12 protein-coding genes are annotated in these 21,184 nt (G+C 52.4%); all 12 read left to right on the top strand.

Features of this window, described 5'->3' with window-relative positions; genetic code table 11:
- The first annotated feature begins 77 nt into the window (after positions 1-77).
- The 12 genes from MKY59_RS28480 (at position 78) to flgK (ending at position 21,175) form a co-directional block, all read left to right on the top strand.
- Complete coding sequence (locus MKY59_RS28480; protein WP_339274946.1) at positions 78-3,791, top strand: Ig-like domain-containing protein; 3,714 nt, start codon at positions 78-80, stop codon at positions 3,789-3,791.
- A gap of 260 nt (positions 3,792-4,051) precedes the next feature.
- Positions 4,052-6,775, top strand: a complete 2,724-nt coding sequence (locus tag MKY59_RS28475; RefSeq protein ID WP_339274945.1) for a stalk domain-containing protein — start codon at positions 4,052-4,054, stop codon at positions 6,773-6,775.
- Positions 6,776-6,822: 47 nt separating this feature from the next.
- Positions 6,823-7,983 (top strand): sensor histidine kinase, encoded by a 1,161-nt coding sequence (locus MKY59_RS28470; RefSeq protein ID WP_236420941.1) that lies wholly within the window; start codon positions 6,823-6,825, stop codon positions 7,981-7,983.
- A gap of 4 nt (positions 7,984-7,987) precedes the next feature.
- Positions 7,988-8,710 carry a response regulator transcription factor gene (locus MKY59_RS28465; protein ID WP_236420949.1) on the top strand — a complete coding sequence of 241 codons (723 nt, stop codon included), beginning with the start codon at positions 7,988-7,990 and terminating at the stop codon, positions 8,708-8,710.
- A 267-nt stretch (positions 8,711-8,977) separates the two neighbouring features.
- A complete protein-coding gene (locus MKY59_RS28460) occupies positions 8,978-9,358 on the top strand; it encodes a hypothetical protein (RefSeq protein ID WP_236420940.1) in 381 nt (126 codons plus the stop codon).
- 1,232 nt (positions 9,359-10,590) lie between these two features.
- Positions 10,591-11,820, top strand: coding sequence for a helicase-related protein (locus MKY59_RS28455; RefSeq protein WP_339274943.1), 1,230 nt, complete (start codon positions 10,591-10,593; stop codon positions 11,818-11,820).
- Positions 11,821-11,846: 26 nt separating this feature from the next.
- Positions 11,847-12,839, top strand: coding sequence for a ComF family protein (locus tag MKY59_RS28450; RefSeq protein WP_339274942.1), 993 nt, complete (start codon positions 11,847-11,849; stop codon positions 12,837-12,839).
- Between the two features lie 241 nt (positions 12,840-13,080).
- Positions 13,081-18,087, top strand: a complete 5,007-nt coding sequence (locus tag MKY59_RS28445; protein WP_339274940.1) for a fibronectin type III domain-containing protein — start codon at positions 13,081-13,083, stop codon at positions 18,085-18,087.
- A 148-nt stretch (positions 18,088-18,235) separates the two neighbouring features.
- Positions 18,236-18,643 carry a TIGR03826 family flagellar region protein gene (locus MKY59_RS28440; protein ID WP_339274939.1) on the top strand — a complete coding sequence of 136 codons (408 nt, stop codon included), beginning with the start codon at positions 18,236-18,238 and terminating at the stop codon, positions 18,641-18,643.
- Between the two features lie 162 nt (positions 18,644-18,805).
- Positions 18,806-19,093: a flagellar biosynthesis anti-sigma factor FlgM gene (gene flgM / locus MKY59_RS28435; RefSeq protein WP_339274938.1), complete on the top strand. Its 288-nt coding sequence runs from the start codon at positions 18,806-18,808 to the stop codon at positions 19,091-19,093.
- Positions 19,094-19,101: 8 nt separating this feature from the next.
- Positions 19,102-19,602 carry a flagellar protein FlgN gene (locus MKY59_RS28430; protein ID WP_236420936.1) on the top strand — a complete coding sequence of 167 codons (501 nt, stop codon included), beginning with the start codon at positions 19,102-19,104 and terminating at the stop codon, positions 19,600-19,602.
- A 16-nt stretch (positions 19,603-19,618) separates the two neighbouring features.
- Positions 19,619-21,175 carry a flagellar hook-associated protein FlgK gene (gene flgK / locus MKY59_RS28425; RefSeq protein WP_339274936.1) on the top strand — a complete coding sequence of 519 codons (1,557 nt, stop codon included), beginning with the start codon at positions 19,619-19,621 and terminating at the stop codon, positions 21,173-21,175.
- Positions 21,176-21,184 lie beyond the last annotated feature (9 nt).

The raw sequence follows: 21,184 nt of genomic DNA, 5'->3' as shown, positions 1-21,184 counted from the left end.
AATTTTCCACCGAAACCGATATACATCATGAAGTCTGTGTATCAGACGGTTGATATCAGGAGAAGGAGGAAAGAAAGGTGAGCTTAAAAGAATTGATGCAAAAAGGCATGATTGTCCTGCTGGTGGTTTTGCTGGCTGCAACAGGCTGGTCCGGCATTCCGTTCGGCGAAACGAACAGGGCTTATGCTGCTCAGGATTGGGCAAGTGCGATCGAATCCATATACCCTGCCGCAGATACGACGGTAACGGACGGCACGGCACCATTAAAAGTGGTCTTCTCGGAAGAAGTCAAAAAGGCTGAAAACCCGAGTGGGAAAATACGAATCAAAAGCTATGACAGCAATCTGTTAATCGATGAGGTAGATGTTAATAGCAGCGAGGTTACGTTCGCAGGGACTGATCTCCCGCAAGGGAAAGAAATTTCAATTGCTCACGATGCTTTGCAGACAGGTCGATATTACGTGGAAATGGATGATAATGCATTCGTGACCGTAGGTGACACCCAGGAAGGGGTCAGTGGGCCGACAGGGAAAACATGGAACTTCTCCATAAAGGTCCAAAGCACTGTCACGGCAACGGCATTTTCTCCGCTCAAAGGGGCCGTATCCGTACCGCTAAGCTCCAACATCCAGATCACATACAGTGGTGCGATCTCCATTGGTACAGGATTAATCCAGATCTATCAGGGATCCTCAGTAAGCGAAACTGTTAATGTTGCTGCCGGGTCGCCGCGAGTAACGATTAGCGGAAATACGCTCATGATCGACCCCGTAAACAATTTTGTGAACAGCAATACATACTCCGTAGTCATTCCGGACGGAGCCGTGAAGGACAGCGCGGGCAATGATATCGCCGGAATCGCCTTGGGGGGATGGAGCTTTACGGCCTTCCAATCCGATCCGACCGCGATCACAGTGTCATCTTTGTCCCCGTCCAACGGAGCTAGCAATGTGGCGTTAACCGGTGAATTTACCGTTACATTCAATAAGGAACTGGATCCCAATTACCAAGGATCAGTCACGCTGAAAAGCTCGAACGGATCCGTCATTCCGACATCGACGGTAGTCAATGCTTCGAACAATCGGCAGCTCCGCGTCATCCTGCTGAGCAGCTTGTTGGGCAATACGACCTATACCGTGGATATTCCGGGCGGGGAATTGCGGGACAAGTCAGGCAATCTGTTTGCCGGCCTGAACGGGTCTGCGTCCTGGACGTTCAGGACATTAAGTCCGGATCGGACGGCACCTGTGCTCAAGACGGCCAAAATGTACAGCAACACGATCATTCGGTTGACGTATGACGAATATCTTTCTGGCACCGATTCGTTTCCATCCAGCTTCACGGTAACGGTGAACGGAGAGACACGCAGCGTGAATACTGCATATGTGTCCGGGGATAGCGTCTATGTCGTGCTCGATACGGGCGTAGCCGTGGGACAAGTAGTCCGGATCTCTTACACTCCAGGAACAGGGATGCGACGAATCCAGGATCTGTCGTTGAATCCGGCAGTTGGATTCTCGTTACGAGAAGTGGAGAACGGCCTGGATTCCATCATGTCCAAACCAAGGGAAGGAACGGTTTATAACAGCACGATTACGTTGTACTACCCTGAAAGTGTCTACATTGCTTCCTCCGATGCGGTGAAACAATTTAGCGTTACCGCAGACGGATCAAGCGTCGACATTGCCAGCATGTCAGGCAATAACGGGTCAGTAGTATCTCTTAATCTGAGCCGTGCCATTCAGAACGGTGAGGTTGTTCAGGTATCCTATCAGCCAGGGACATATCCCGTGAAAGATAGCCGCGGCCAAGCGCTTGCCGGTTTTAGTGGATTTTACGTCCGCAACAGCATCGACACCAAGCCGCCTGAATTTACGGGTGCCGAAGTGAGCGGGAACAAGCTTTGGATGCGTTATAACGAACCGCTAAGCCGGACCAACAAACCGTTGAAAAGCCAATACTCCGTGTTGGCCGACGGCAAAGCGGTATTCGTCAACGATTCGGAAATTGAGGATAATGTCGTGACGCTGACGTTGGCGTCAGCCGTGACGAGCACGCAAACCGTAACATTGTCGTACGTGCCGGGAACAGCCCGCCTAACTGACTTAAACGGCAACCCTGCAGGATACTTGAACCTGGAGCCGGTGAAATATACGTACGGCAACGGCATGATCCTGTCAGCTTCGTTGCAGGGGGATACCATTCAGATCAACTTCCGCAATGCAGTCAAAACGGAATCGGCCTTGACGCCTGCTCAGTTCTATGTACAAATGGGGGGCAGTGCAGTTTCCGTGAGCTCCGCTTCCGCTTCCGGCAGCGTAGTTACTCTGAAATTGGCGGCGTCAGCCTCCGCCGGACAAACGGGCACCGTAAGTTACACGCCGGGGGCCGTGCCGATCAGGGATGCGGCCTCCAATGCCATTGCAGCATTCGGACCGATGTCCGTGCAGCAAAGCGGAAGCACAACCACCGACAATCCAACAACGGTGGAAGGACGTCCGACTTGGCTCACGGAAATGAGTGCAGCGGAGTCGGGGTTTGGCCAAGCGATGTATGTCATGAAAAATGAGATGGCCACTTCCCAAATCACAGTGTCGAAAAATAGCCGTTCGACTCGGCAATACACGTTGGATGGCACGAAACTTGCACAGGCTTTCTCATATGCAGCTTCAAACAGTAAGCTTGCTCAGCCGGTCGTGTTCGAGGTGCCTTCCAGCGAAGCATCGGCCTACGTAGGGATTCCATTCCATGCCCTGTCGCAGCTGGTGTCCAACTATCGGACAGGTACATTTGGCATCAAGTACGGAGACAGCTTATGGGTTGTTCCTTTGTCCAAACTGAATGTCTCTTCCATGGGACAAAGCGCAGGGATCACGACTGCACCGGGAACGGCCATCCTGAACGTGCAGCTTGAGGCCTTACCTGTGTTGTCGCTGGGTACGTTCGAATACATGTTGTCCAATTCCAATGCGAATCGATTGGCCAATGTCACAGAGGTGTTCGTCTCGCTCTACAACGGAAACACAGATCAAAACGTGGAGCAGAACATTAAAGGTCAATTCTGGATGCAGCTTCCCGGAAATACGTCCACGACGTTGACTGCATTCGCTGCTATTGATCCGGCGACGCAAACGTTAACCTACGTTCCGACTACATTCCGGTCTACATCTGCCGGCATGGTTGCCAGAGGGCAATTGAACGGCAGTCAGGTCGTTACGCCTGTCACTCATCTGGTCAGTTATCCAAATGCAAAAAGTTGGCAGCGGGAAGCGCTGACGGAATTGACGTCAAAATGGATCATCAGCCCTGCCGCTCAAGCCACCCTTAAGCCTGACCAGAAAATTACCAGAGCAGAATTCGCCGAACTGATCGCCAAGGGATTGGGACTAAAGGGAAATCGGGAAGCGGCTCAGAAGTTCAGCGATCTTCCTGGAAACAGCACGACGGTTGCTTATATCGGAGCAGCTGCGGAGGCAGAAATCATCGGCGGATACCAGGACGGAACCTTCAAGCCCAACAGCTTGATCACGCGGGAGCAGATGGCCCTCATGATGGCACGGGCGATGAGTTATGTCGATCAGCCTGCAGAACTTCAAGTGTCGGCGGAAGATACGCTGTCCAGGTTCAAAGATCGCAAAAAGATCGTATCCAAAGATACAGTGGCCCGGGTTGTTCAGGCCGGCATCATGCAGGGCACGAGCGACACGAAATTCGAGCCGCAGCAGAATGCCACGAAAGCGGAAGCAGTCCTGATGCTGAAGCGCATGTTGAACAACATCGGTTATATGTAATGGTCCGAATGCATGGAAGGATTATTGTAAACTAAAGAAAACCTATCAGCCGTTCGCTGCTGATAGGTTTTTTCCGTTGCGCCGGATCACGGCTATTCGCAGAAGCGATGTGCCAATTCGGGCAGCTTGCGTAACTTTTCGGGCCCAAAGCAGTCTATTACTAGTAGAGTATGCTAGGAATCCGATCGTTTGGCTGCCTTTCGGCAACCGAATCCGGAATGCCTAAGTTTGATATACAAGATGGGAGAGTCGTTTCAAACATGCTGGGGAAACACGGGAAACTACGGAAAGACGTGAAGGGCAGCAGAACGAAAAAATGGATGATCGTCACGCTCGCAGGCGTGATCTGGATTACTCCCGTATTGGGCGCGGGATCGCAGGTATGGTCCGGCACTTCGTGGCGGTCGGTGGCTGCCGCGGCGGCAACGAACACAAGCAAGCTTAGCGAGGAAATTCTGACATCAGGCGCAAAACTGATCAAATATCAATATACTACGACGCGTTCAGGACAAAAGGTGAATGTGCTGGCTGATGTCGTGCAGGTGGATTTGCAAAATCCATACGTGAAGCTGGATGTCATGACCGGCAAAGGCGGCAATCTGAACAGCAAACAAAGCACGGGCGGCATGGCCAAGGAAAACGAAGCGGTAGCTGCCGTGAACGGCGATTATTTCAACGTCTCGGGCGAACTCGCGCCGATTGGCGGACAGGTGTCTGATGGCGTAATCGTGTCGACGCCTTCGGAGCTTTCGGGCATGTATGCCCTCACGGTGACCAAGGACGGCAAACCGATGATCGACGAATATTCCTTTGAAGGCATTGTAACAGCGGATGATGGTTCAACGTTCCCGCTTCGTGGTATTAATAAGGAAGATTATACGGTGGAAACGGATTCCGTCAAATACAGCCATGCCAACTCCATGTATATTTATACACCGGCTTGGACTTCAACCAAACGTCCAAACGATCCTTCGACCACGCCAACCGAAGTGCTTGTGCAGAACGGGGTTATTACCCAAATTTCGGATAAGGCTGCCCTCAATATGACCGTTCCTGAAGATGGGTACATTCTGCGTGCACATGGCACGGCTGCGGCGTGGATCATGAACCATCTGGCTGTTGGCCAGAAGCTGGGAACGGATTACAAGCTGAAGACCAAAATAACGGGACAGACGGTCGACCCATCCGATTTGCAAACGATGATCGGCGGTCATACCATTCTGGTTAACGGTGGGAAGGCGGCGTCTTTTTCGCGTGATATCGCGGCTTCCGGCATTGGAGGCATTCGGGCGAGAACGGCGGTCGGCTACTCTCAGGACGGACGTTATGTTTACATCGTGGCCGCGGAGAAAAACAGCAACAGCAGCGGCATGTCGTTAACGGAGCTGCAGTCGTTCATGACCAACATCGGCGTCTGGAAAGGAATGAATCTGGACGGCGGCGGTTCCACGACGATGGTAACCCGGCCACTTGGAGAGGAAACGGCCAGCCTGACCTTTAATACGGAATATGGCACGGAGCAGCGTCAAGTCGTGAATTCCCTGGGTGTGTTCTCTACAGCGCCGGAAGGCAAGCTGAAAGGCTTTGCGATCAGTGGTGCCAAAACGCTTTTGGTCGGCCAGGAAGGCAAGTATACGTCCAAAGGATATGACACCTACTACAACCCGATTGATATGGGCAACGTTACCCTGTCCTGGAAATCCAGCAACAACGGCATCGTGAGCGTAAGCAATGGCGCGGTCAAAGGCGTGAAGCCGGGTACGGCGACATTGACGGCCACAAGCAACGGCGTTTCTTCCTCGGTTAAAGTGACGGTGCTGGGCAGCAGCGAGCTGGCTTCGCTGACGGCAGGATCGGGCATGGGCTCGCTGAAAGCCGGCGCAACCGTTTCGATTCCGGTAACGGCCAAAACGAAGGACGGACAAAGCGTAACGGTTCCGGCGGATTCGCTGAAATGGGAATTCATCGGCTTCAAAGGCAAAGTGTCCGGGGACCAGCTCACGGTATCTTCCGTGGATTCCGGAGCACAGGTCGGATATGCCATCGGGCGGTATGACGGGTTCAGCACGGTAGTTGTGCTTACGGCGGCAGACAGCCAAACGATATGGGAGAATTTCGAGAACGTGAATTACCCGATCAGCTTCACGACCAATGCGGCAGGAGTGACCGGTTCTGCGACGGTAGCGGCGGGAACGGGGGACAAAGCAGGTTCCAAAGTGCTGCAATTAAGCTATGACATGACGGCTGGAACCGGCAAAATGTATGCATACGCACAGCTTAACGGTACGACGGGCAAAGAAATATCCGCTGCAGCCACATCCATGTCGATGGACGTTATGGGCGACAAGAGTCTGAACTGGATGCGTGCCGAGTTCACCGATGCAAACGGCAATACGGTATACGCGGATATCGCCAAAGCGATTGATTGGACCGGTTGGAAAACGGTAAACGTTGATCTGAACAGCCTGAATATCGCTTATCCGGCCAAACTGAAACGCGTCTATGTCGTAAACGTGGAAGAGGGGCAGGATGAACGCGCAAAAACGGGAACCGTTGCCTTCGACAACATCGCGTTTACGATGCCATCCAAATCGAGCGAGGTCGGTTTGCCGACAGGCACGGCATCCCTGGTGCTGGGGCAAAAATCGATGACGGTAAACGGCACGAAAAAAACGATTGATGCCGCACCCGTGCTGAAAAACGGCACAACCTACGTACCGATCAAACATGTGCTCGACGCTTTTGGCGGTCAGGCGGGCTGGGATAGCAAAAACCAACGCATTACCGTGATCCGCGGCGGAAAATTGATCGACCTTGTGGTCGGGCAGAAAGAATTCGTTTTGAACGGAAAACGACAGAGCGCAGCGGTTGCGCCTTACGTAAGTGGGGGTAGGACTTTAGTCCCTCTTCGACTCGTATCCGAGCAGCTTGGATTGACCGTAAAATGGGAACAGAACACGAAGACCGTTACCATCTCATCGTGATATGGTATGATATATACCGGAAACGATAGAAATGGAGTCGAATTAACGTGGATTTACAAGCCGATGCCATAGATCGCGTCATCAAAAACGCCATACAAGTCATGGAAAACAGCAAATATCAGATGTTCGAAATTATGGACTCCACGCGCGAGGAGCTGAAGACGCTCAACGATGAGCTGAAGTCCGTGCTGAAGGAAGCGGCGGAAACGATCGAAAAGGTCGATCAATTGGAGTTGAACTACCGCCGCTCCCGCATTCGTTTGACCGAGGTCAGTCGCGACTTCGTCCGTTATTCCGAGCATGATATCAAGCAGGCCTACGAGAAGGCCACGCAGCTGCAGCTGGATTTGATGATTTACCGTGAGAAGGAAATGTATCTGAAGGCTCGTCGGGACGATCTGCAGAAGCGCGCCAAAAACGTGGAGGCTTCTGTGGAGCGTGCCGAGACGATCGGTTCTCAGATGGGGGTTGTGCTGGAGTACCTGTCTGGCGAACTAGGTCAAGTGACACGCATCATTGAGTCCGCCAAAAACCGACAAATGATCGGCTTGAAAATCATTTTGGCCCAGGAAGAAGAGCGAAAACGCATTGCCCGCGAGATTCATGACGGCCCTGCGCAGATGCTTGCCAATCTAGTGCTTAGGACGGAAATTGTAGAAAGAATGCTCACCAAGCAGGATTTTAAGATGGTCCAGGCCGAAATAGTAGACTTGAAAGGCCAGGTCCGCTCAAGTCTTGAAGAGATGAGAAAAGTGATATTCAATTTGCGTCCTATGGCACTGGATGATCTTGGCCTGATTCCCACGCTTCGGAAATACGTGCAGGATTTTGAGGAAAAAACGAAAATCCGCGCGCTTTTTGAAACAAGGGGAAAGGAACATCGCTTGTCTTCTGCAATGGAGGCAGCCATTTACCGTCTCGTGCAGGAGGGATTGTCCAATGCCGCAAAGCATGCTTATCCCACTTATGTTGTAGTGGAAATTACATACCAGGCTCAGCTCGTCAAAATTGTCGTTCAAGACAATGGGCTTGGGTTTAAACCGGAGCTTCTCGCCAAGAAGAGCAAGGAGCACAACCATTTCGGTTTGATTGGGATGAAAGAGCGGGTTGAGCTACTGGAAGGCAGAATAGAAATTGAATCCGCGGAGAATCAGGGAACCAAAATCGTGATTCATATTCCGACAAACGTGGATAAGGGAAAGGAGTAGCATGATGGAAAACCGTGATACTGGAAACGCACCGATTAAGGTTCTGCTCGCTGATGATCATCAGCTGTTCCGCGAAGGACTGAAACGCATTTTGAATATGGAGGACGACATTGAGGTCATCGGCGAATGCGGCGACGGCATTCAGGTGCTTGAGTTCTGCAATCAGGACAAACCGGATATCGTATTGATGGACATCAATATGCCGGTGGAGAACGGGGTAGAGGCGACCGAGAAATTGCGCGAGCTGTTCCCGGACGTCAAAGTCATCATTTTGTCCATTCACGATGACGAGAGTTACGTGTTCGAGACGTTGCGCAAAGGCGCGAACGGATATTTGCTGAAAGACATGGAGGCCGAATCTCTGATCAATGCGATTCGTTCCGTGCATGAAGGGCATGCGTTCATTCATCCGAAGGTCACCGGCAAGCTGATCATGCAGCTGCGCCGCATGACATATTTGAATGAGACGGGAGCCATGAGCGAAGGGGTGTCGAAGGAGGCGGGCGTGAAGTTCGTTGCAGGCGACAACAATCCGCTGACGCGTCGCGAGGCTGAGGTACTGCGCCTGATGGCTGAAGGCAAGAGCAACAAAATGATTGGGGAGTTCTTGTTCATCAGCGAAAAAACGGTGAAAAACCATGTCAGCAGCATTCTGCAAAAAATGGAAGTGGATGACCGTACACAGGCTGTTATCAACTCTATTAAGTATGGCTGGGTTACGCTGTAATGGCCGAAGGAGCAAGGGGAATTGCAGCAAACGAAATCATATACGGATTATGGATCACTCGCGCCTGTTCAAAATGTTGAACCGGTATGCGGGTTAATGGACTTTAATCCTGCAAATGAACAAAGTGCAGGGACGTGCAGAACGAATGTTCAGAGCAAGGCGATAAACCTGCAGCAAGTGTAACCCTTTCGAAAGTGCGGCATATACTGTCGTATACAGGGATGTTCGCCACGGGTGAACATGACCTTTCGAGGAGGTGCAGTTGCCATGGTTGCTCATCTGACTATGATTCTGCTCATCTACTTCCTGGCGGCAATGGCGGTTCATGTCATGCATCACCGTCATCTGTCCCATCCGCAATCCGAAGGCATCGAGCAAATCGTGCTCATTCCTTCCAATCAGGTACAACGGATCGAAGGTATTGTACGGACGCTTTGCCGGGAGCTGTTTTATCGTGGAAAGAGCTTTACGATGACAGTCATTGCTGAACGCAGGGAAGCGGAGACGGTTCGCATTATAGAGAAACTGATGTTGAGGCAGGGGATGGAGCTGTCGGTGTTGCCGGCTGTTCCGGCAGATTTGGATTTGTCCAAACAACAAGGGAGCTCAGCGTATCGCCTGATTGACCTCCGTGATCCTGCGCAGTGAATGATTGGATTACGTCGTCATGTGGGCAAAACCCACGTATGGATGCCATAAATCCACAAGCGAAGATTACAGCATGCAGCTGTAGTCTTTTTTTGTCATTGTAGTCAATTCTGCTATTAAAGTTATAATGGATTTTTTTGCAATCTATGGTTGTATATTGGTTCATAGGTGAGGAGAGCACATACGTCACTTGTTCGTACCTGGAATTCTTAATTTAAAAGTATAGACGAAGCGAACGGGGAAAAGTTTCGCGTGTTTCGAGAAACTTTTCCCAAGTTGGACACATCGAGAAATGAGAATGGACGAGGTGAACACTTTCGCTTAGAAATGTACGGAGTGTGGATGGAGTCTGGGAATTCTTTGGTTATTGAGACGATTCCTGAAGGGGACTCCACGACGCATGTGCAAAAGGTTGGCCTTACATCAAGTTGATGAACGAATGGTTCTTGTGGAAAACGAATATACACGATATATTTAGAGGACAAGCTAATCAAAAATAGATTATCCAGTGGACATGAAGCACATGCTCCCGATATTTTGTCGGGCGGTATGTGCTTTTTTTGGTTTCCGTTTGGGGAGATTCGAGTGCTACAGGGAGGAGAGAGAGTATGAAAGTTGCGCTATATGTCGTCCGTTCAGACGAAGGATGGATCATGAAGCTGTCGCTGGATATTCGGGTCGATGCGGCCTGGTGGGTGGAAGACAGGGGCGGGAAGGCGGCGTGGCGGTGGGTTTTGCTGGATGGCGCGCTCGCGATGAGTCAAGCTTCTTGGCTGGTGAACGGATTCGAAGCGGAGCGGGGCATGGACCAGTGGGAAAGAAAGCATTGGCAGCAGTATATGCGGCGCAGACTCCTGCAGTATGAGGAGGCTTTGGGCGAACGCGAAGCCTGTAGAGGCCGCCCGGCGATTTTCTGGGCGGCAGAGGGGGCGGGCGGGATGCCGGAGCCTTATCCCGCCACCGCCTGGGCTCAGCTTGGGCAGGATGCTGCCCTGCTGGCCGAGCGGTTTCGCGGCCGCCAACTGCTGGCGGCCGAGGCAGAGGCGCTGCTGGCGGGCACCGCTCCGCCGCTGGCCTCTGCCTGGCGCGCGGCTGCGCAGCTCGCGCACCTGCACGGGCGGCTGCAGCTCGCTGCCGCCCTGGAGCTTGCCACGCGCCGCCGTGCCGCGTGGCTGCCCCGCGCGCGAAGCGCGCCCCGCTGCCGCCGCTGCGGCAGCGTTGCCCGGCAGCGCGTGCCCTGCGCTGCCTGCGGGCTGGCGGCGTGCGCCTACTGCGAGGCATGCCTCGCGCTCGGGCGCAGCCGGGCTTGTGCGCTGCTGCTGCGCAGCGCAGCGCCTGCGGCCGTGCATGGCACGGCCGGTGCCACCGGGGGCGGGCTCGCCCGGTGGGGGCTTAGCGCAGCGCAGAGCGAGGCGGCTGCCGCGGCGCTGGCGTTTTTGGGCCGGCCGCCCGCAGGAGGGCGGCCGGGGCGGTTCTTGCTCTGGGCCGTCACCGGGGCCGGCAAGACCGAAATGATTTTCCCGCTCCTGCAGCATGTCGTGGAGCGAGGAGGGAGAGCGCTCGTGGCAACACCGCGTAGGGACGTCGTGCTCGAACTGGCGCCACGGATCGCCAAAGCGTTCCCACACGCTTCGCTCGCCACGCTGTATGGCGGCAGCGCCGAGCGTTGGAAAGACGCACAGCTGACCCTTGCCACCACTCACCAGCTCATGCGGTTTTACCAGGCGTTTGACCTGGTTGTGATTGATGAGCTCGATGCGTTTCCATATCACGGAGATCCTATGCTCGCACATGCCGCGGCGGCGTCCTGCAAACCAGGAGGACACTTTGTCTACTTATCGGCTACGCCGCCTGCCGGCATGCAAAGAGAGGTGGCTTGGGGCAAACTGGAGCACGCCCGAGTACCGGTACGTTTTCATCGCCATCCGCTGCCGGTGCCATTACTGCTGAAGTTACCCGCCGTGGCGGAGTGCATTCGCAAACGCGATCTTCCGGCTTCCCTGCAAAACCAGATCCGGATCTCCCTTAAACGCGGCGCGCAAGTTTTCGTTTTCGTGACGCGCATTGCGCAGATCGAACCGTTTGTGTCTCTGCTTCGCCGCCGCTTTCCGCATGTGCGGGTCGAGGGCACCTCTTCCCAGGACGCCGAACGGGGCGGCAAAGTCGTCGCCTTTCGGGAACGCGACATCCGGCTGCTCGTCACAACGACCATTTTGGAGCGCGGCGTGACCATTCCGCGGAGCGACGTATTCATTTTGGATGCAGACAACGGCCTGTTCGATGAGGCGTCATTGGTACAAATGGCCGGACGGGCAGGGCGCTCGCTGGACGATCCGGCAGGCAAGGTCGTGTTTGCTTCTCCCAAACGGACGCGCTCCCAGGTCAAAGCCGTGGCTCAAATCCGCAAAATGAACGCGATCGCCCGCCGCAAAGGGTATTTGAACACGCCGGGATCCCAATAAATCGTAAACGGAGGTACTCAGCCATCATGTTCAATGGGTTCGAAGGAGTATCCGGCCAACTGCGCAAGCTCGTTCACCTGCTGCATCAATTGCTCGCACCACCGGGAGAGACCTGTCTGACGTGCGGCACCAGAGCGAGGTTGTCGGCGGATTATCCCGGCATCTGCTTCCGCTGCGCACAGCAAATTCCGTGGATTCGTTCGATCCGCTGTTTGCGCTGCGGCCGGGGCATAGGCTGCCCCGATTGCCTTCGCCCGCATATGCGGGAGCGCTCGTTTGTCTGCAACCGCAGTGCCGTGCAATACAATGCCTGGATGAAGGAATGGATCGGCATGTACAAATTCCGGGGGCATGGGCGGTACGGCCCGCTTCTGACGGCCATGGTGGTACAAGCTTTCCGGGCGATGAGCGAGGAGATGAATGCGGCTGTGGCAAAAGAGATCCCCGCTTTGGCGGCACAACCTGCCGCTTCTGCACGGTTGCGGGTGGATGACGCTCCCCATCCACCTGTCCCGCCCGCGTCCATGGCCGCGGGCGTCCACCTCTCGGCAGCGACCCGAAGACCCGGGTCGCTGCTGCGCAAACCGTTGCCGCCATGGCGGCCGGACGCCGTGACCTATGTTCCGGTCAGCGGGGAACGCCTCGCCGAGCGCGGCTTCAACCAGGCGGAGCGGCTGGCGGCAGGCCTCGCCGCCGCGCACCGCCTACCGCTCGTTGACCTGATTAGCCGCCCGGTCAACACCGCCAAACAGAGCTTCAAGTCTCGCGCGGAGCGGATCGAGACGATGCAGCATGCCTTTGCCCTGCAGCCGGATGCGATGCAGCTGTTGGCCGATTTAGGACGCCGCCAGCGTTCTGAAGATCCCATACCTTCACAAACGCCGCTCCGCTTGCTGCTGGTGGACGATATCTATACAACAGGAAGCACGCTTGATGCTTGCAGCGAAGTCATCCTGAAGGCTGCGCGGGAAGCCGGCATTTTGACAGAGGTGTATACACTTACGTTAGCAAGATCTTAATTTTCAATAATGAGATGCGTAAAATTCGTTTGAAACATGCTGAATTTTGGATGGTTTAATATTAATCCATATCATATGCAGACATGTTGTTTGCTGAATTTACCGGTTTTATAAAAAACAATAAATAACCCCCATGTTAAAAGGAGGAATTAGGTTCACGGCATAGAATACATATTGCTGCCATTTCCAGAATCGGCCATATCCCGGAGGTGGCACAATATATCTTTTGAAGGGGAGAACGATGGTGGTACCAGGAAAACAAAAAAGCCGTTTATATTTGTGGGCCGTCCGAATGCTGGTTTTAACGTTGGTATTCGGGCAACTTGGCTTGTATGGAGGGGAGGTTGCGCAGGCTGCAGCGGTTGGTGGGGGAACGATTGTTTCGGCTAGCAACGATTACCGTTACGTCATGACAAAGGACGGCGGTAAATTGCAGGTGAACCAGAAGGACATCAATTTAAGTTGGGTAAGGTCCTACAATATTTCTACTACAGGATACTCTTTTACCCGCAGACAATCCGTTCTTGGAAATGTGGATTATATCACGAAGGTTCAGTTCGGATCCTACAACTCCAACTATGCGGGACAGATAGATCATGCATTTTTCGTTGATTTTAGCCGGATCTATGAGACTTATTCCGAAATGACGTATAGACAATCCGGCATGAACGTTGGTCAGTGGACCATCACTAATGATGATGTGTTGGGGCTGCCGACACCGACTTATGTATATGACTACCACGTGAGTCCATTAACGCTTGTAGTTAATGCGGATACCGGAGAAGTCGTAGATTTCTACTCCAAGTTGAACCCATACTATACAAAAAAGGCGGAATACGCTAATCCTGATTTAGAAGGTGGCAGCCCGACTCCTTTCGAACAGATTCCTGCGGCTCCATCTAATCTCAGCGCGACTAAAAACGAATCAGCGATTATGCTGTCATGGGATCATGTGCAGCAGGCTTTTCAATACGAGATCGAAGAGGACGGCGTGATTAAGGGCCCGTTTTACGGTACAACGTTTACGAGCGATGCACTTGCGCCGAATACGAGCCATACGTACAGGGTCCGGGCTCTGAATCCTTTGGGTACGAGCGATTGGAGCAGTGTATATGAGGTCAAAACACTCTTGGCCAAACCGATATTGTCATCAAGTTCAGAAGAAGGAAAAAACACGATACAATGGACAGCCGTAGACAACGCTGATCGGTATCAATTGGTTGTTGATGGCGGAGAAGCCATTAATTTAGGAAATGTAACCTCCTATGTACACGAGGGTCTGGAAGCTAATTCGAGTCATACATATTCGGTCAAAGCCCTTTCGTCGGACAATGAGAGTGAGTGGAGCAGCACGATCACCCAGTTGGTTGTCCCTAATTCGGCAAATGGTTTGAAAACAACCGACGTGGCATGGAACAAAATTTCGATATCCTGGGATGCGATTAAAGGTGCTACCGGATATGATCTTGAGATTGATGGGGTAATCACTCCAGTAACGGGTACGACCTATACAAAGACGGGTCTTGGTGCAAATACAGAGCACACCTTCCGGATCAGATCCAAAAATGCAGGCGGGGCAGGCAAATGGACGGAAATGTTGAATGTAACAACGCAACTGAGTACTCCAGTCATTCAAACGAGTCCTTCGCAAGAAGAAGTCATGTTGGCGTGGCCCGCAGTTGACGGCGCGACGAAATATGAAGTAGAGGCCGATGGCATGGTTGTGGGCACAGTGACCGAGCCAACCTATACACACAGCAGTTTGCTGCCAGGAACGGCACACAAATACCGCGTGCGTGCGCTGAATGATACCAACACCAGTGCATGGACGGCAATCCTAACGCAAAACACCGTGCCAGGTGCGGTGAATGGCTTGGTGATCAACTCCACAACAAACGTAGCGATTGCGCTGAAATGGACAGCCGTCACCGGATCAACGGGCTATGACCTGGAGATTGATGGCACGGTAGTGCCTGTGACAGGCGTAGCCTATACGAAGAGCGGCCTGGTTGCCAATACGGAGCATACCTTCCGTATCCGATCGAAGAATGCAGCAGGTCCGGGCGCGTGGAGTGAACCGATTAGTGCAACTACGCTGTTGAATACGCCAGTGTTGAAAGCGACATCGGAAGAAACGAAGGTAACCCTGATATGGGCAGAGATTGATGGTGCGACGAAATATGAAATAGAAGCAGATGGCGTGGTTGTCGGCACAGTGGACGAGCCCACTTACACGCATAGCAGTTTACTGCCGGGAACGGCACATAAATACCGCGTGCGTGCGCTGAATGATACCAACACCAGTGCGTGGACAGCGGTCCTGACACAAAACACCGTGCCTGGTGCAGTGAGCGGCTTGGCGATCAACTCCACAACAAATGTGGCGATTGCGCTGAAATGGACAGCCGTCACTGGAGCAACGGGTTATGATCTCGAAATCGACGGAACGGTGGTGCCTGTGACGGGCGTAGCGTATACAAAGAGCGGTCTTGCCGCTAATACAGAGCACACCTTCCGTATTCGTTCGAAGAATGCAGCAGGTCCGGGTGCATGGAGTGAACCGATTAATGCAACTACGCTGCTGAATACACCAGTGTTGAAAGCGACATCGGAAGAAACGAAGGTAACCCTGACGTGGGCGGAGATTGCCGATGCCACAACATACGAAGTAGAGGCCGATGGTGTGGTTGTCGGCACAGTGGACGAGCCCACTTACACGCATAGCAGTTTGCTGCCGGGAACGGCACACAAATACCGCGTGCGTGCGTTGACCGAAACCAACACCAGTGCGTGGACAGCAGTTTTGACACAAAACACTGTCCCAGGAGCAGTAAGCGGCCTGGCGATCAACTCCACAACAAACGTGGCGATCGCGCTGAAATGGACAGCCGTCACCGGAGCAACAGGTTATGATCTCGAAATCGATGGCACGGTGGTGCCAGTGACGGGCGTAGCGTATACGAAGAGCGGCCTGGTTGCCAATACGGAGCATACCTTCCGTATCCGCTCGAAGAATGCAGCAGGTCCGGGCGCATGGAGTGAACCGATTAGCGGGACTACCTTACTGAATACGCCAGTGTTGAAAGCAACATCGGAAGAAACGAAGGTAACTCTGACATGGGCAGAAATTGCCGATGCCACAACATATGAAGTAGAAGCCGATGGGGTGGTTGTGGGCACAGTGGACGAGCCTACTTACACGCATAGCAGTTTGCTGCCGGGAACGGCACATAAATACCGCGTGCGTGCGTTGACCGAGACCAACACCAGTGCATGGACAGCTGTTCTGACACAAAACACCGTGCCAGGTGCGGTGAATGGCTTGGCGATCAATACAACGACGAACACAGCGATTGCGCTAAAATGGACAGCCGTTACCGGAGCAACGGGCTATGATCTGGAGATCGACGGAACTGTAGTGCCAGTGACGGGCGCAGCGTATACGAAGAGCGGTCTTGCCGCTAATACAGAGCACACCTTCCGTATTCGTTCGAAGAATGCAGCAGGTGCGGGCGCATGGAGTGAACCGATTAATGCGACTACGCTGCTGAACACGCCGGTATTGAAAGCAACATCGGAAGAAACGAAGGTAACCCTAACATGGGCAGAGATTGACGGCGCAACGAAATACGAAGTAGAAGCGGACGGCGTGGTTGTCGGCACAGTGGACGAGCCCACTTACACGCATAGCAGTTTATTGCCGGGAACGGCACACAAATACCGCGTGCGTGCACTGACCGAGACCAACACCAGTGCATGGACAGCAGTCCTGACACAAAATACCATCCCGGGTGCAGTAAGCGGCCTGGCGATCAATACAACGACGAATGCAGCGATTGCGCTGAAATGGACAGCTGTAACCGGAGCAACGGGCTATGATCTGGAGATTGATGGCACCGTAGTGCCTGTGACGGGCGTAGCATATACGAAGAGCGGTCTTGCCGCCAATACGGAGCACACCTTCCGCATTCGTTCGAAGAACGCAGCAGGTGCGGGCGCGTGGAGTGAACCGATTAATGCGACTACGCTGCTGAACACGCCAGTGTTGAAAGCGACATCGGAAGAAACGAAGGTAACCCTGACGTGGGCAGAGATTGCCGATGCCACAAGATATGAAGTAGAGGCTGATGGCGTGGTTGTTGGCACAGTGGACGAGCCCATTTACACGCATAGCAGTTTGCTGCCGGGAACGGCACATAAATACCGCGTTCGTGCACTGACCGATACCAACACCAGTGCATGGACAGCAGTCTTGACACAAAACACCGTGCCTGGTGCAGTAAGCGGCTTGGCGATCAATACAACGACAACGACGAACGTAGCGATTACGCTAAAATGGACAGGCGTAACCGGAGCAACGGGCTATGATCTGGAGATTGATGGCACCGTAGTGCCTGTGACGGGCGTAGCGTATACGAAGAGCGGTCTGGTTGCCAATACGGAGCATACCTTCCGTATCCGCTCGAAGAATGCAGCAGGTCCGGGCGCATGGAGTGAACCGATTAGCGGGACTACCTTACTGAATACGCCGGTATTGAAAGCGACATCAGAAGAAACGAAGGTAACCCTGACATGGGCAGAGATTGCCGATGCGACAACATATGAAGTCGAAGCGGATGGCGTGGTTGTGGGTACAGTGACCGAGCCAACCTATACGCACAGCAGTTTGCTGCCGGGAACGGCACACAAATACCGCATTCGTGCATTGACCGATACCAACACCAGTGCGTGGACAGTAGTCCTGACACAAAACACCGTGCCTGGTGCAGTGAGCGGCTTGGCGATCAATACGACGACAAATGTAGCGATTGCGCTGAAATGGACAGCCGTAACGGGAGCAACGGGCTATGACCTCGAAATTGATGGCACCGTAGTACCAGTGACGGGCGTAGCATATACGAAGAGTGGTCTGGTTGCCAATACGGAGCATACCTTCCGTATCCGCTCGAAGAACGCAGCAGGTGTAGGCGCGTGGAGTGACTTGATCAGCGGCATGACGCTATTAGGTACACCGGTATTGAAAGGCACAGCAGACAGCACCTCTATCGCATTGGGCTGGGATGCGGTAGTTGGTGCAACGTTTTATGAGATCGAAGCGGATGGGCAAGTCGTTGGAACGACAAGTGATCCCCAATGGATTCATGCAGATCAGCTCCCGTCCAGTCAGCACAAATACCGGATCAGAGCCGTTAGTGAACAAAACTCAAGTGCATGGTCCGCCGTTTTAACGATCAAAGCGTTAAATTAGTAATCCAACAAGAGGGACAGTTTGCGTATATATGCATTCTGTTTCTCTATTTTTTGTAAACGCCCTATGGCTTCACGACAGAAAATAAGGTAATGTAGTAAATAAATCGATATTCGGGAAGAGGAAGCTTGAGAGGGGCGATAGAGGAATGAATTTGGGTAATTGTCCTCGCTGTGGCAGATTGTATGCCTTGAATTTCAGGGACGTATGTTCCAACTGCATCAAGGAGATTGAATTGGAGTATCAAACATGCGCCGAGTATTTGCGGGAAAACAAAGGCGCTAACATACAGGAATTGTCCGACGCTACGGATGTTTCCATCAAACAAATTACAAAGTTTATCCGTGAAGGGCGAATCTCCGTCGAGAATGCCCCGAATCTGATGTATCCTTGTGAAGTATGCGGAAACCTGATCAGGGAAGGGCATATGTGTGACTCTTGCCGTGCGCGTTTGACCAAGGACTTGGCCGGAGCCGCACGGGAAGTAGGTCAGAAGGAGAACGACGACATAGGAGGGCGAACCTACAGAACCGTCGACAAACTACGGGATTCGTAGGAATGAGGGCTTAAATACCGTTTTTACTATAACAATTGCTTTATTTCGTACCGATAAACTTATTAAAGATTATCGGTTTTTTTAATTATCCCAATCGAGTTTAAGAACATACAGATGCAAGATAATGAAAAAATCCTGTGGTGGAAGGAAGTGTAGTTCGGAATGAAAATCAATGAACCGAGTCGAATTGGTGCAATCAATTCATATCAGAGGAACGTTGAATCCAATCAGCAGCAGGCTGACGCCAAAAAAAGCCGCCGTAAGGATGAAGTATCCATTTCTCCGGAGGCGATGAAAATGCTTGAGGAACAAGGCCGTATACAGGATCCGGCGCGTGCGCAGCGGATTCAGGAGCTTAAGGAACAAATAAGCTCGGGGACGTATCAGGTAGACAGCAAAAGGCTTGCCGACAAGCTGCTGCCTTACTTCAAGAACTTCCCTAATAATTAGGAGGAACTATGCTGATCGAACCGATCATAGGTGTTTTGCGGCAACTGGAGGCTTCACATGTGGAAATGTTGGAATTGGGAGAGATGAAGCAGCAGGCCATTATTTCCAATAAAGTGGATGTGTTGATTCAATTGACTCATCATGAATCGAAATTGGTTAAGCGAATTGAGCAAATCGAGGCCGAGAGGCTTGAGCAGGTCCATCGCTTTTTGGAAGGACGGGGAATTAAGTCCAGACTAAACCTGACGATCAGCGAGTTGTCCAGGCTTGTCTTTGACCCGGAGGAAAAAAGACTGCTACACCAGGTCCAATCTTCTTTAACGGATGTTCTACAGAAAGTAAAACATCTAAACGAAGCAAATCAGCAGCTTATTCAGCAATCGCTCTCATATCTTGATTTTGTTATCGAGACAATGTCGTTTCATTCTGAATCTGATGCCACATATCAGAACCCTTCGGAGAAAAGCTATGGTATGACACGCTCCGGAATGTTTGATACAAGGGCTTAAAATGGAGGATTAACAGATGGTTTCAACATTCCATTCAATTGAAACTGCCAAACGCGGTATCATTACGCAGACGGCTGCCCTGAATACGACAGGGCATAATATTTCCAATGCCAATACACCGGGATACTCGCGCCAGGTCGTAAACATGACGGCAGCGGATCCCATCGATGCTATTCAATTTTTACGTACGTCGGCTCCGGGGCAGCTCGGAACAGGGGTGGAATTCAATTCCATCAGACGTGTCAGAGAGGGTTTCCTTGATGCGCAGTATCGGAACGAGAATACGGCACTTGGCGGTTGGACGGTTCGAAACAGTACGTTGGAGAAGCTGGAGACTATCATGAATGAACCGTCTGAAACGGGGATTCGTACAGTCCTCAATAACTTCTGGAGCGCATGGTCCGACCTTAGCCAGGATCCTCAGGACGTAACGAACCGGAAGATTGTCAAGGAAACGACTCTTGCGCTTACTGACGGCCTTAATCAGATCAGTTTACAGTTGGATGCATTGACGAACGACCTTACCAATAATGTTGAGCTTAAAACGACTGAGATTAACTCGTATCTGCAAAGCATAGCGGACCTGAATAACAACATCATGAGGGTAGAGCAACTTGGGGATAATGCGAATGATTTGCGCGACCAGCGGGACTATGCCGTGGATCAGCTGTCCAAAATCGTCGGCGTTAACGTCGCCGAATTGGATAGCGGTTACCAGGTTACCGTAGCTGGCCAAGTTGCGGTAACGGGGAATGCAGTTGTGCCTGTCACATCCGCGATTCTCGAAAACTCCTATCAGGCAGGAACGCTTGGTGGAGGTGAAGTGTACGGCATGATTTATGCGCGTGACGTTCATGTGGCCGATTATCGCAACCAAATGAACAAACTGGCTAATACTCTCGCCACAGGAGATATTGAAATTACGATTCCTGCAGGCAGCGTACTTCCGAATGGAACGGTGTTCAACAATATTACGTATTCGGATGCAAACAACAACCGAACTTTAGCATCGGACCTGACAGTGACGGTTCAAGGGATTAATGGCTTGCACCACCTTGGTTATACGCTGAGCGGGTCGACGCCTACGGCTGGCGGTGATTTTTTTGCGACCAAGGACGGTTCCGGGACGATCACTGCCGGTAACATTACATTGAATACCGACATCCAGAACGATCCTAACAAGATCGCTACTTCTATGCGAACGACCGGAACAGGTGCCAATGAAAGCGTAGTTCTGGGCAATAACAGCCTGGCTTTGATTTTGTCGCAGCTGAAGGATGCCAAATTTGATTTTGGCGGGTCCAGACCAACAACCTCAGATGATTATTTCGGAGCGATCGTCGGACAATTGGGGGTCCAAAAACAGGAATCCGAGCGTCAGGCACAGAACGCGCAGCTGTTGACGGAGCAGGTTGATTTGAATCGCCAGTCGGTGAGCGGGGTTTCACTGGATGAGGAGATGAGCAATCTTATTAAATTCCAGCATGCCTATAGTGCTTCCGCCCGATTCATGACAACCTATGACGAGCTGCTGAACAAACTCATTAACAGTACCGGCGTCGTCGGTCGTTAATGTCTAGAA

The sequence above is a fragment of the Paenibacillus sp. FSL W8-0426 genome (genome assembly GCF_037969725.1).
Lineage (GTDB): Bacteria > Bacillota > Bacilli > Paenibacillales > Paenibacillaceae > Paenibacillus > Paenibacillus hubeiensis.
The sequence above is the reverse complement of the archived record's forward strand: the minus strand, read 5'-3'. Positions and strand labels throughout refer to the sequence as shown.

Coding starts and splice junctions, on each gene's coding strand:
- flgM (WP_339274938.1), top strand. CDS start 18,806: ATGAAAATCAATGAACCGAGTCGAATTGGTGCAATCAATTCATATCAG.
- MKY59_RS28450 (WP_339274942.1), top strand. CDS start 11,847: ATGTTCAATGGGTTCGAAGGAGTATCCGGCCAACTGCGCAAGCTCGTT.
- MKY59_RS28430 (WP_236420936.1), top strand. CDS start 19,102: ATGCTGATCGAACCGATCATAGGTGTTTTGCGGCAACTGGAGGCTTCA.
- MKY59_RS28475 (WP_339274945.1), top strand. CDS start 4,052: ATGCTGGGGAAACACGGGAAACTACGGAAAGACGTGAAGGGCAGCAGA.
- MKY59_RS28440 (WP_339274939.1), top strand. CDS start 18,236: ATGAATTTGGGTAATTGTCCTCGCTGTGGCAGATTGTATGCCTTGAAT.
- MKY59_RS28465 (WP_236420949.1), top strand. CDS start 7,988: ATGGAAAACCGTGATACTGGAAACGCACCGATTAAGGTTCTGCTCGCT.
- MKY59_RS28445 (WP_339274940.1), top strand. CDS start 13,081: ATGGTGGTACCAGGAAAACAAAAAAGCCGTTTATATTTGTGGGCCGTC.
- MKY59_RS28460 (WP_236420940.1), top strand. CDS start 8,978: ATGGTTGCTCATCTGACTATGATTCTGCTCATCTACTTCCTGGCGGCA.
- flgK (WP_339274936.1), top strand. CDS start 19,619: ATGGTTTCAACATTCCATTCAATTGAAACTGCCAAACGCGGTATCATT.